Genomic DNA, 12,628 nt, shown 5'->3' on the forward strand with positions numbered 1-12,628 from the left:
GGGAAAGCCCGCCACTGTGGTTGCTTGCTGTCCATAAAAGCGGCAGAAAAGGGACTGGTTTCAGGGATTGCTGTCCCACGCTTTCGGAAGGTGCCCTCAACCGCCCCCTCGAGATTTTCCAACCGGAACTCGTGCTGACGCGAAAGCAGCCAGATATCGTAAAAGTCCTTCATCCGGCTGTTCAGTTCGCCAAGGTTGACCATCGCCTGGAACTTCTCAGCAATCGACGATTCCGGGGTGTAGCACTTAATCCGTGCAGTTGGAAAATCCAGCAAGCCCGGGAACTCCAGCCAGGATGGGAACGGAAATATGGGATCGCCAAAGCCAATGTCCAGTTGCATTGGAATCCTGGCGTTGTCGAGAAAACCGCTGAAGGTCACCCTTAGCCCCTGATAGTCTGCATCTTCGGTAATGGTCTCCGCCTTCAGGGTATCCGGATCAAATCGCAAGCCATCATCCGGCACCTCAGTCGCAATAATCTCGCCCACCTGGGCCAGAATAGCCTCTGGATCATTGCTGGTCTGGCCCGACATATCGATATCCCGTGTCGGTCTGCTGTTCGGCCCCTGCATTGCCCAGAACATCAGCGCACCTTTGAGGGTAAAGCAGCGGTTATGGGGCGACTGACTCAACCGGTAAAGAAACCGCTCCATGGCGTAATACTGCAGCAGTTCATCAAAGCGACGCTTTTCTTCCCGGGACTTATTCAGCAATCTCTGCCGAACGGACGCAGCAGTGTTTTGTGCCACCGTGATCTCCTTTCACTCTTTTTATTCCATCGCCAGGATGATTCTGTTCACAGCTTGGCTTCCAAGTAGGGTGCCATGACATTGGCGACCCTGCAGATTCTGGCATATTCCATCAGTTTTCCTGGACGGAAGTTTTTGCGGGTGCGGTATAGATCCAACGCCTCCAGAACCACATCCATGCCGATTCGATTCCGGAACTTGAAACAGTCGGCCAGGGTTTTCTCCGGGTTGTAGACGTTCAGGGTGATGGCATCCACGTCAACCTGTTCAATGCCTTCACTAAAGGCCCGCCCGGAGAACCGGTACCCGGCTACCGGCGGATAATCCAGCACCGGCAAACGGGCATCCCGCTCCACCGCCAGATGCACCTGATGGGGAATCTGTGTAGTAATGTCGTGCCAGGCCAGCGCGGAAATCAGGCAAAGCACCGCATTGGGAAAACGGGTAGCGGCAGCCACCAGATCCGGGTTCTCTATTGAGGGCAGGTCCGCCAGCCGGTAAATGCCACGGCTGACCGGCTCAATCAGCCCCTCGTCCCGAAGCTGATAGAACTGGTACCGGCTAAAGCCCCGAGCCAGCGCTTCTGTCAGGCGGAGCTGACCGCCGCGTTGACGGAACATGGTTTGGAGTTTTGCCCTGGAAGATCGGGCGGAGTCGGAGCCAGACAAATCGTCACCACTTATTTATATATGGTGACAGTTTGTCTGAATGGCATAGGTCATTCAAGTGTCGGCTTTGCTGGACCTTTCCCAAGGTCGATAATCAGTACCACCGCATAATATTGCCGAGCCAGACCATAGCAAACCGTAAATTCGAACGTTAAGCTTGTTTGGTATTACGCATCCGTGAAGTAGCCAGGTACCCAAGTTTGCAGAAAACGCCCCTACCAACCCAGACCGCCATCAGCCTTGGCGAACTCATGTGCGCCGTCACCCGGGACTGGCTCTGGCAACCGGCGGAGCAATGGGTCCGGGAACGCAATCCGGGCAGCGTCCTGCATTGCCGGGTTGGGTCCGGCCAGGCCACCTATCACCGTTACGATTCTCGAGACGGGCAACACCTGATCACCTACGGTGCCCGCATGATTGCCGCCAAGCACCAGCCGGAGACGGCGAGCGGCTGGCTGTCAGGCCGAGAGATCCGGAAACGGGGGTACTTTGGCGGGGAACTGAGCACTCTGAATCTGTTGGCACACACCTGCTGCCACGAGTTTGCCCATCTCCTGCAGCAAAGTGCCGGCCAGCGATATCGGGGCTCTGTGCACAACCGCCATTTCTATACCATTCTGGATGAGTTGCACGAGAACGGGGCGGCGCAAGCGACCCGTAAGGCCCTGGCAGATGAGGCGAGGGAACAGGGTCTGGCGCTACCGGATACGCCCTTCGAGCCTGTGGACACAAGGCAACAGATGGCCCACTGGCAGGTGGGCGATACCGTGCGTTTTGGTGCCGGCCGGCGGGAACTGCACGGGCAGATCATTCGGGTCAATCGAAAGACCTGCACCGTGGACGGCATCGGGCACTCGAAAGGGGTGCGATACAGAGTGCCTGTGCAGATGCTAAGCCCGCTTACACCACCTCGGTAGAGGCAACCAGGAGGCTCCGTATCTCCGGCACACAGGACCCACAGTTGGTGCCACACTTGAGCTCACGGCCGAGGGCATCGACGCTGTTGGCACCCCGCCCAATTGCCTGCTGAATCTGTCGGTCCCCAACCTGGAAGCAGCTGCAAACCAGGTTGCCAGCATCATCCCCATCGACGGCCTTTGCCGCCAGCAGGCCGCGCCGGCTCGCCTCGTCGAGCTCTGGCTGACTAAAGCAGCTGACCAGCCAGTCCACGGATGGCAAGGCAGCCGCGTCACGATCCACCATGAGTACCGCCTCCAACTGACCATTGCGCAACCGCGCCGCCCGGAAGCGGCCTTCGCGGACATCTTCCATCACCAGCTGCGGCTGGCCGCCGAGCCAGTCTGGCACAGCACTTTTCCAATCCATTTTGCACTGCCCCGCCACGATCCAGCTATCGCAATCGGGCAGAACCTGTTGGGCCCAGTAGTCTGCCTTCCAGCGTTTTGGACGATCCCGTCGCACCAGCAAACGTCCATACCAACGGGCAGGCCAGTGGGTGAGGGTAGCACGACCGTGCTTGGCTTCCGGTTGCCCGGATATCGGGTCTACCAGGCTGTCAGTAAGCGCTGTAGCCAGACCCTGCCCGGTGAACTGATCGTTCCAGTGGATCGGCACAAACACCTCACCACGCCGCTGCTCCGGCGCACTGCGCACCCGGCCGACAAAGTGCCCATGGGCACTCTTCAGTGTTGCCAATGCCCCCGGGGTGAGGGAAAGCGCCCGAATATCCTCGGGATGCACCTCAATGAACGGCTCGGGGCGATGGGCCAGCAACCGGCTGGACCGGGCTGTCCGGGTCATGGTGTGCCACTGGTCCCGGATACGGCCGGTATTCACGATCAACGGAAACGCTTCATTCGGATTCCTGGCCGGTAATCGAGAGGCAACTGGCATCAGTCGAGCGCGCCCGTTGTCGGTCGCGAACCGACCGTCAGTGAACAGTCGCCTGGAATCAGACGCCGCCCCGGTAACCGGCCATTGGACAGGCTCAAGCAACTCGTATTGTTCATTGCTCAACTCCGCCAGCCCGGAAATATCAAAGAAACGCTGACCGGCGTTCTCGAACCCCGACAACCGGGCATGTTCCCGGAAAATGTCCGCGGGCTTCCCATAGTCAAAGCCCGCCTGGTGTCCCAGGGCGCGGGCCACCGCACTGACGATCCACCAGTCGGGCCGGGCCTCTCCGGGCAACGGCAAAAAGCGCCGCTGACGGGAAATGCAGCGTTCGGAATTGGTAACCGTGCCGTCTTTCTCACCCCAACCTGCCGCCGGCAACAGGATGTCCGCATGGCGAGCGGTGTCTGTGTCCCTGACGCAATCAGACACAATGACAGTCGGGCACAGGTCCAGAGCCCGCCGAATACGATGGGTCTCCGGCAAACTGACCGCAGGGTTGGTGGCCATGATCCACAACACCTTGATATCACCCCGCTCAACCGCATCGAACAGGTCGACGGCTTTCATGCCCGGTCCATCTGCGACCGCCTCGGTCTCCCAGAACCGGGCCACGCGGTCCCGGGCATCCGGTCTGTCGTAATCCATATGAGCGGCAAGGGTGTTGGCCAGCCCACCCACTTCCCGGCCACCCATGGCATTGGGTTGGCCGGTCAGGGAAAAGGGGCTGGCGCCGGGCTTTCCCACCCGGCCTGTGGCCAGATGGCAGTTGATAATGGCGTTGCCTTTATCGGTGCCGGCTGAGGACTGGTTGATGCCCTGGGAGAACGCCGTCACCGTGCGCTGTTCTTCTGCGAACCATCGGTAAAAGGCAATGACATCTTCTACCGGCAGTTCACAGATCCTGGACACCGCTTCGGAAGAGGGTGCCGCGATTCTGGCAGCGCTGAGGCTGGCGTCGAAACCCTCACAATGGTCCTCCAGATAGCCATTATCAACAGCCTGCTGGTCGGCCAGCCAGACCAGTAAGCCATTGAACAGCACCGTATCGGTCCCGGGGCGGATGGCCAGATGCAAATCCGCCAGATCGCTGGTCGCGGTTTTACGGGGATCAATCACTACGACCCGGCGACCGGGTCGCGCCGAAGCCTGCATTCTCTGATAGAGCACCGGATGCGCCCAGGCCGCATTGCTGCCGGCCAGCACCAACAGGTTGGCCAACTCCAGGTCTTCATAACAGCCGGGAACCAGATCCCCGCCAAAGGCCCTTTTATGGGCTGCAACGGCAGACGACATGCACAGGCGGGAATTGGTATCCACGTTGGGTGTGCGGATAAACCCCTTGGCGAGTTTGTTGGCCACGTAATAATCTTCCGTCAATAACTGACCGGAGAGATAGAAGGCCACAGACCGGGGCCCATGAAGCGCCACTGATTCACGAATCCGTCGGGCCACTTCCGCCACTGCCTGCGGCCAGGCACTTTCACGACCGTGAACAACAGGCCGCAACAGTCGTCCATCAGGAGTCAGCGTTTCGTGTAAGGCAGAGCCCTTCACGCAAAGGCGCCCCAGATTCGCCGGATGTGCCTCATCCCCGCGGGTCGCAGATGGCGTTGCGCTCACTCCACAACCCACACCGCAATACGGGCAGGTGGTTTGAACCGTCGCCGGTTTTTTGTTGGTACCGGTCACAGCACCTCCTCGGGTTTCATAAAAAAAGCCCGCCAATCCGGATGCCTTGGAGGCGCATCAGGGGCGGGCTTCTTTGCCAATGGAATCAGGTTGTCTTGAACAGTCGCATTACCGGCTGCAATAACAGGGCCATTCCGATCAAGGGCGGCTCCGGGCTCTGCCAGACACCGACTATGGCGGCTCTCGAGGATTTCAGCCCCGCATCAATGCGCCAAGGCTCCGGGCCAACCATCAAATCCGGTATCAAAGTGGTGCAAACCTGGCCTACCACGCACTAAAACCAGACGAATGCCCGCTCACCATACCTGCCGCCTCCTCGAAGAACTCTCCTAACTCGTTGTTTTATTGAGACCAGCCGAGATGGCACGGCCCGTGCAAGACTATAAACAGAGACGCGCGTTACGACTCAACAGAAAACTGATCCCCAGGCACAGGCGCCTGCTTTCCGGCAACGGAGAGCGGGCGTTTTTGCGTTTGGGCCACACAGAATGAGGTATATCCATGTACACGCTCACACGAAGAACCGCCCGCTGGCTCACTCGAATTCTGCTTACAGCCACCGTCTGGACAGTCAGCACGGGGGCTCACGCGGAGATCGGTCCGGCCGAGAAGCCGGACCTCAAGCTCGGCTTTATCAAGCTGACCGATATGGCGCCCCTGGCGATTGCCTGGGAACAGGGCTTCTTTATGGACGAAGGCCTGTTTGTTGAACTGGAAGCGCAAGCGAACTGGAAGGTCCTGCTGGACCGGGTGATTACCGGAGAACTGGATGGCGCCCATATGCTCGCCGGCCAGCCTCTCGGCGCCTCCATTGGCTACGGCACCCGGGCCGATATCATCACGGCCTTCAGCATGGACCTGAACGGCAATGGCATTACGGTTTCAAACGATGTCTGGGACACCATGAGCCAGCACATCCCCGACAATGCCGACGGCAGGCCCGAACATCCCATTAGCGCCAGCGCGCTGCGGCCGGTCGTGGAAGCAGCCCGGGATCGGGGCGAACGGTTCCGGATGGGCATGGTGTTTCCCGTGTCCACCCATAATTACGAGCTTCGCTACTGGCTGGCGGCCGGTGGCCTGAATCCCGGCTACTACGCGCCCCAGCGCGGCGACACCAGCGGCACCCTGGAAGCCGACGTGCATCTGTCCGTAACTCCGCCGCCGCAGATGCCCGCCACCATGGAGGCGGGCACCATCCAGGGCTACTGCGTAGGTGAGCCCTGGAACCAGCAGGCCGTGTTCATGGGCATCGGCGTTCCGGTGATTACTGACTATGAGATCTGGCCGAATAACCCGGAAAAGGTCTTCGGCGTAACCCGTCAGTGGGCCGAGGACTACCCGAACACCCATCTGCGCCTGCTGCGCGCCATGATTCGCGCCGCCCACTGGCTCGATGAGAACAACAATGCCAACCGGGACGAGGCCGTGAAAATCCTGGCCCGGCCCAGCTATGTAGGTGCCGATGAGGCGGTGATTGCCAACTCCATGACCGGCACCTTCGAGTATGAAAAAGGCGACGTTCGCGAAGTCCCGGATTTCAATGTCTTCTTCCGGTATCACGCCACCTACCCGTATCCGTCCGATGCCATCTGGTATCTCACCCAGATGCGCCGCTGGGGCCAGATACCCGAGGCCAAGCCGGACGACTGGTATATGGAAACCGCAGCCCGGGTTTACCGGGCCGACATCTACCAGCAGGCAGCTCGTTCACTGATTGCCGACGGCACGCTGAAGGCCAAGGATTTTCCGGACTTCGATGCCGAGAACTTTCAGCGCCCGCAACAGGGCGAGCTGATTGACGGTATCGCCTTCACCCCCCGAACACCCAACGCCTATATCGACAGTTTCGAGATCGGCCTGAAAGGTACGCAAACCCCGTAACCGGGTTTGCAAGGAGGTTTGATAACCATGACTACGATTACTTCGGCCAAAAAACCCTCCCAGCCGCCGCGCTGGCTGGGCCAGAGATTCAGGTCCCTCGGTGAGTCGCTGACACCCGGCCAGCTCGCCGCCACCGGGCGCCAGATGTTGCTGCCACTGATAGGTATTCTGGTATTCGTCGGTTTCTGGCATCTGGCGGCACCGCAGGTGGATACCTCACTGGGCAGCTTCCCGGGCCCGGCACAGGTCTGGGAACAATCGGGGCAACTCTGGCAGGAGCACGTCAACCAGCGCGAGCGGGCCGACAAGTTCATTGCCATGCAGGAAGAGCGGAACGCCCGGATTCTGGCGGACAACCCCGAGGCTGAGGTCAGGATTCGGAATTACCCCGGTGCCCCCACCTTTCCCGACCAGATCCTGACCAGTCTGGTTACGGTCCTGGCCGGATTCATCGTGGCGACCGCTATCGCCGTGCCCCTGGGCATCGTGGTTGGCCTGAACCGGCACTTTCAGGCGGCGGTCAACCCGCTGATTCAGGTTTTCAAACCGGTGTCACCGCTGGCCTGGTTGCCGCTGGTGACTATGGTGGTCTCAGCAACCTACGTGAGCGACGACCCGATGTTCGAGAAGTCGTTCCTGACCTCCATGATCACGGTCACCCTGTGCAGTCTCTGGCCCACGTTGATCAATACCAGCGTCGGTGTGGCCGCGGTCAATCCGGATCTGCTGAATGTCTCCCGGGTGCTGCGGCTGTCGTTCTGGACCCATGTCCGCAAGGTGGTTTTGCCTTCTTCGGTGCCGATGATCTTCACCGGCCTTCGGGTGTCGCTGGGCATTGCCTGGATGGTGCTGATCGCGGCCGAGATGCTGGCCCAGAGCCCGGGGCTGGGCAAGTTTGTCTGGGACGAGTTCCAGAACGGCAGCAGCCAGTCCCTGAGCAGGATCATGGTGGCGGTTCTGGCTATCGGGTTTATCGGGTTTGTGCTGGATCGGGTGATGCTGTTGATTCAGCGCAGGGCGGCCTGGAACGAATGAGCCCTGGTTTGGAGTATGCCGCACCGGGCAGGGGATGCCTCCCGGGACACGCGGTGAATACATCCCTGTACGCTCCGCAAAAACATCCATGTTTTTGAGGGTTTCGGGAGGCGTGACCCACCCGGCGCTCCGATTACCGCGAGGTGCTTTCCATGAGTAAGGCTCATCTTGAATTAACCGGTGTTGAAATGGCGTTTGATACGCCGAAGGGGCCATTTGTGGCCCTGGACAACATTAATCTGAAGATACAGAAGGGCGAGTTTGTTTCCCTGATTGGCCACTCCGGTTGTGGCAAGTCCACCGTCCTGAACATTGTGGCTGGCCTGCTTCAGGCGACCAGGGGCGGCTGTGTGCTGGATGGCCATGAGGTGAATTCGCCGGGGCCGGAGCGTGCGGTGGTGTTTCAGAACCATGCGCTGATGCCCTGGCTGACGGTGTACGAGAATGTCGAGCTGGCAGTGCAGCAGGTTTTTCGAAAATCCATGGGCAAGCAGGAGCGACGCGACTGGATTCATCACAACCTGGAGCTGGTGAATATGGCCCATGCGGCGGACAAGCGGCCGGGTGAGGTCTCCGGTGGTATGGCCCAGCGAGTGGGGATTGCCCGTGCCCTGGCCATGAAACCCAGTGTGCTGCTGATGGACGAGCCGTTTGGCGCACTGGATGCACTGACGCGGGCCCACCTGCAGGACTCACTGATGGAGATTCAGCAGGAGTTGAATAACACCGTTATCATGATCACCCACGATGTGGACGAGGCGGTGTTGCTGTCAGACCGGATCATCATGATGACCAACGGGCCCGAGGCCACCGTGGGCGAGGATCTCTACATTGACCTGCCCCGGCCGCGCAACCGGGTGACTCTGGCCGATAACCCGGAATACGTGCATTACCGGCAGGAGGTCTTGCGCTTCCTGTACGAGAAACAGCGCAAGCTGGAGCACATCTCGCCACGTCGTTCGGGAAAGCCGGAAGCCTCCGAGGGTGAGCAACCGAAGGCCCGGGCCGCCAGGGCGTGATACGTTTCGGTTACTTCAGCACATCCGCCATGGACACCAGGGCCCGGGCTACCTCGGGCAACTTCCGGCCCTGGTCCATGGCCAGTTTCCTTAATACCCGGTGAGCTTCGTCGTTGCTGATCCTGCGATGCTCCATCAGCAGTAGCACGGCTTTTTCCTGGGTTTTGCGGTCTTCCAGAGCCTCCCTGGCACTCTGCAGTTCATCGGTCATCTGTTGCAGGCGCCGGGTCTGCTCCTGGACCAGATCGAAGATGGAGCGGCCAAACTGCTGACCAATACCATCGCTGGCCCAGGACTCACCGGCCTGTTGTTCGTTTCCGGAATCGCACAGCACCAACATGGGTTGAGAAGCCGGTTCCTGGGCATCCAGGGAAGTAATCAGGGTTTCCTGGTGGGCCAGCGAGTTTCTGGCATCGGCAAAACGCTCGGTGCAACGGGCGTGAAAACAGCCCTCCACGGAATCCTCTATCTTTTTGAGCTCATCCATCCGCTCAGACATGAGCCTGAACCATTCATCGGCCAGGGCCGGATCCAGGTCTTTATAACGACCGATGGCAGTGCCCCGCTGGCGAAGTTTTTCAATTTCGGACTCACGGGGGTTTTCGCGCAGTTTTTCCCACAGGTCCAGGGAACCCTCATCGGCAAAGCTGTTAAACACCTCGAAACAGCGTTCCTGCGCCTCAATCAGGTGCGCCATGCGCTCTGACAGTGCACGATCAAACCGGCCACTGGAAAACCCCGCCGAACCGACAGCCCGCTCCTGTCCACAGAATTCTTTGCCGTTCATCAGGTGCACCATGGCCACCAGAAGCCCCGCTATGGTGGGGTCAACCGCGGTATCTGCGGCCTCAAACACCACCGCAATCAGGTTGTGGATCAGGGTACTGTAATCCTCGGTGGCAGAGGCCGCGGTTACTTTCCGGGCCACCACACACCGTCGCAGTTCGGGCAAGCCCTCAAGGCCGTGAAGGGCGCTCGCAAGCTGGTTAAGCAGGCGGCTACTGACAGGATGCGCCGTCAGTTCCTGGTGAATCTCGGCAAGGGCCTGCTCAAACTCCGCACGGAGCCGATCCGACGTCGCAACCAGGTGTTTTCGCTCCTGGGCAAACTTTTCGCCGGAAGAACCAAGAAACACGTTGGACGCACCCCGCTCGCACTGCAGTGCATGTACCAGATTGCTGATGCACTGGACCAGTTTGCCCATCTGCAAGAAGTACTGGAGGTTCATCAACTCGCAGCTTTTCGAGGCAATCAGGTAGTCGCCCGCGGATGGCGATTTATAGGCGGCGGCACGTTTGGTGTTCATAACAGACTCCGGAGGCAGACAGCCTCAAATGCGACAATCACGGTCAGATCAGTCACTCGCGTAACCAACCTCTTGCCAGTGCGCAGCAATTACCGCGCCACCGCATCTGGCCCAAAACCGTGCAATCCGCCCCGTCGCGGGGCAGTTTTCAAGTGTTCGTACTGGTGATAGCAGCCTTATAAAATTTTAACCATCTGATTTTTAAAGGTTCGCAGAACTGGCACGAAGATCGCTTTGCAATTGGTAAGGACGAACGTCCCGGCCAAGGATCAGGCCGGACCATCAGATCATTGTTGTTGGCATTGGCGCCGGACCATCGATTTCCCCTCGGGAATAGATGCTCCGGCTTTTTTTGTTTGGTCGAAAAGTACGGGTTCGAGCGAAATGACAGGAAACACTGAATCGACACTGGTGATCTGCGGGCACGGCATGGTTTCGCAACGCCTGCTGGAAGCTCTCTGCCGTGGGCGAGTCAGACCGTTTACCCGCATCATCGTGTTCAACGGCGAAGCATCCGCTGCCTACAACCGGATACAACTCTCGCTGCTGCTCGCCGGTGAAACAAACGAAGCTTCTCTGGCCTTGCAGCAGGACGAGTGGTTTCGGAACAGCGGTATTGAAGTCTGCAACGGAGAACCGGTAGTCACCATCAATCGGGAAGATCAGACGGTGACCACCGGATCCGGTCGGGTACAGCCCTACACCCATCTGGTGCTGGCCACCGGATCGAGGCCCGCAAAACCGGGGCTACCGGGCGCAGACCTTCCGGGTGTCATGACCTTCCGGGACCTGGAAGACACCAGGACCCTGATTGAGTCTGCTGGCCGCCATCGGCGGGCGGTGGTCGTCGGCGGAGGCTTTCTTGGCCTGGAAGCCGCTGAAGGTCTCCGCCAGCGTGGTATGGCCGTCACCCTGCTGCACCGCAGCGGCCATCTTCTGAACCGTCAGTTGGACAGCATCGGGGGTCAGCTCCTGCAACAGCACATGGAAGAGCGGGGCGTAAATATTCGCACCGGAACGGCTCCCAAAGCCCTGCTCGGGCGTTCCATGGTCCGGGCCGTCCAGCTGGATGACGAAACTCTCGTCAGCACGGATCTGGTGCTGTTCGCCACCGGTATCACGCCTGCTACCGAGCTTGCCCGGACTGCCGGCCTGGAATGCGATCGCGGCATTCTCGTGGACGGGCAGCTACGCACCAGCGACCCGGCAATCTCTGCACTGGGTGAGTGTTGTCAGTCGGGAAACACCACCTTCGGACTGGTGGAGCCCGGGTACCAGCAGGCCGAGGTGCTTGCAGGCGTGCTCAGCGGAAACACTCCAGACGCCGAGTATCGGCCAGTGGATACTCCGACCCGCCTGAAGATCAGCGGCGTTCCGATTTTCTCCTGCGGACAGATCAGCCCCGACGGGGACACCGAATCCGTGGTCTGGCAGGACCACGAACAGAACCACTATTGCCGGCTGCTGATCCGCAATCAGCGCCTGACCGGCGCCGTACTGCTGGGCGACACCCGGGACGGCCCCTGGTACAGCCAGCGCATTCAGCAGCAGGACGATATTTCCCGCTACCGGAACTTCATTGCATTCGGCAAGAACTACTGCGAGGCGGCGGCATGAGCCGCTCCGGAAAGAGGACAGACCCATGAGCAAGAAAACCCTGATAGTCGTCGGCAACGGCATGGTCGGCCATCACTTCCTGGAACAATTCTGCGCCAGCCCGGCCGCTGCCGATTTCGAGATCATCGTGTTCGGCGAGGAAAAACAGCTGGCCTATGACCGGGTTCACCTGTCCGAGTATTTCGGCGGCTCCAGCCATGCCGATCTCGCCATGGGCACGCTGGAGTGGTACACCGAGCAGGGGATTCAACTGCACCTGAACGAACAGGTAACCGGCATCAACCGGGAACATCGCACCCTGGAAACGCCCCGTGGCAGCTACCGGTACGACGAACTGGTGCTGGCCACCGGCTCCTATCCGTTTGTGCCTCCCATCAAGGGCAATGATCGCCCGCACTGCCTGGTTTACCGGACCCTGGATGATCTGGATGCCATTCGTGCCAGCTCAGAAGGTGCCCGCACAGGCGTGGTGGTAGGCGGTGGCCTGCTGGGCCTTGAAGCTGCCAATGCGCTCAAGAGCCTGGGATTGGAAGCCCACGTTGTGGAATTTGCGCCCCGGCTGATGCCGGTTCAGCTTGATACCGATGGCGGCGCCCTGCTGCGCCACAAGATTGAGGAGCTTGGCGTTCAGGTGCACACCGAGAAGGCCACCACAGCGATCACCGAGGGCGAGGATGCCCGTCTGCGCATGAATTTCAGCGACGAATCCTTCCTCGAGACAGACCTGATCGTCTTCTCCGCAGGCATTCGGCCCCAGGACGCCCTGGCCCGGGCCAGCGGCCTGGAGATCGGCGAGCGCGGCGG

At 59.8% G+C, this 12,628-nt stretch carries 10 protein-coding genes; 6 read left to right on the plus strand and 4 right to left on the minus strand.

The genetic code is table 11. The annotated features are described in order from the left end of the window. Together B2W52_RS16465 and B2W52_RS16470 are read right to left on the minus strand one after the other, a co-directional pair. A partial coding sequence (locus tag B2W52_RS16465) for a nucleotidyl transferase AbiEii/AbiGii toxin family protein (protein ID WP_286803755.1) occupies window positions 1-749 on the minus strand: 749 nt, incomplete at its 3' end. Window positions 750-796: 47 nt separating this feature from the next. Further along, on the minus strand, window positions 797-1,369 hold the full coding sequence (locus B2W52_RS16470; RefSeq protein ID WP_008176946.1) for a type IV toxin-antitoxin system AbiEi family antitoxin domain-containing protein: 573 nt from the start codon (window positions 1,367-1,369) through the stop codon (window positions 797-799). A gap of 299 nt (window positions 1,370-1,668) precedes the next feature. Between B2W52_RS16470 and B2W52_RS16475 the strand changes: the two genes are divergently transcribed. Further along, entirely contained in the window at window positions 1,669-2,334 is a 666-nt protein-coding gene (locus B2W52_RS16475; protein ID WP_050898367.1) for a hypothetical protein, read from the plus strand. On the opposite strand, the gene B2W52_RS16480 is transcribed toward B2W52_RS16475, so the two are convergent. Continuing rightward, window positions 2,318-4,963 carry a nitrate reductase gene (locus B2W52_RS16480; RefSeq protein ID WP_286803756.1) on the minus strand — a complete coding sequence of 882 codons (2,646 nt, stop codon included), beginning with the start codon at window positions 4,961-4,963 and terminating at the stop codon, window positions 2,318-2,320. The two genes, B2W52_RS16475 and B2W52_RS16480, sit on opposite strands and share 17 nt — an antisense overlap. Before the next feature lie 501 nt (window positions 4,964-5,464). On the opposite strand from B2W52_RS16480, the gene B2W52_RS16485 reads away from it, so the two are divergent. From B2W52_RS16485 to B2W52_RS16495, 3 genes are all read left to right on the plus strand, one after another. Further along, window positions 5,465-6,847 carry a CmpA/NrtA family ABC transporter substrate-binding protein gene (locus B2W52_RS16485; RefSeq protein WP_008176939.1) on the plus strand — a complete coding sequence of 461 codons (1,383 nt, stop codon included), beginning with the start codon at window positions 5,465-5,467 and terminating at the stop codon, window positions 6,845-6,847. 27 nt (window positions 6,848-6,874) lie between these two features. Further along, a complete protein-coding gene (locus tag B2W52_RS16490; RefSeq protein ID WP_286803757.1) occupies window positions 6,875-7,882 on the plus strand; it encodes an ABC transporter permease in 1,008 nt (335 codons plus the stop codon). Window positions 7,883-8,034: 152 nt separating this feature from the next. Beyond that, window positions 8,035-8,901: an ABC transporter ATP-binding protein gene (locus tag B2W52_RS16495; protein ID WP_286803758.1), complete on the plus strand. Its 867-nt coding sequence runs from the start codon at window positions 8,035-8,037 to the stop codon at window positions 8,899-8,901. A 10-nt stretch (window positions 8,902-8,911) separates the two neighbouring features. On the opposite strand, the gene B2W52_RS16500 is transcribed toward B2W52_RS16495, so the two are convergent. Continuing rightward, window positions 8,912-10,207 carry a nitrate- and nitrite sensing domain-containing protein gene (locus B2W52_RS16500; RefSeq protein ID WP_286803759.1) on the minus strand — a complete coding sequence of 432 codons (1,296 nt, stop codon included), beginning with the start codon at window positions 10,205-10,207 and terminating at the stop codon, window positions 8,912-8,914. Window positions 10,208-10,591: 384 nt separating this feature from the next. Between B2W52_RS16500 and B2W52_RS16505 the strand changes: the two genes are divergently transcribed. Next, entirely contained in the window at window positions 10,592-11,824 is a 1,233-nt protein-coding gene (locus B2W52_RS16505; RefSeq protein ID WP_273084165.1) for an NAD(P)/FAD-dependent oxidoreductase, read from the plus strand. A 25-nt stretch (window positions 11,825-11,849) separates the two neighbouring features. Further along, the coding region (locus tag B2W52_RS16510) for an FAD-dependent oxidoreductase (RefSeq protein ID WP_286803760.1) at window positions 11,850-12,628 on the plus strand (779 nt) is incomplete at its 3' end.

The sequence above is a fragment of the Marinobacter sp. UBA2498 genome (genome assembly GCF_002341575.1).
In the GTDB taxonomy this organism is placed as follows: domain Bacteria; phylum Pseudomonadota; class Gammaproteobacteria; order Pseudomonadales; family Oleiphilaceae; genus Marinobacter; species Marinobacter manganoxydans.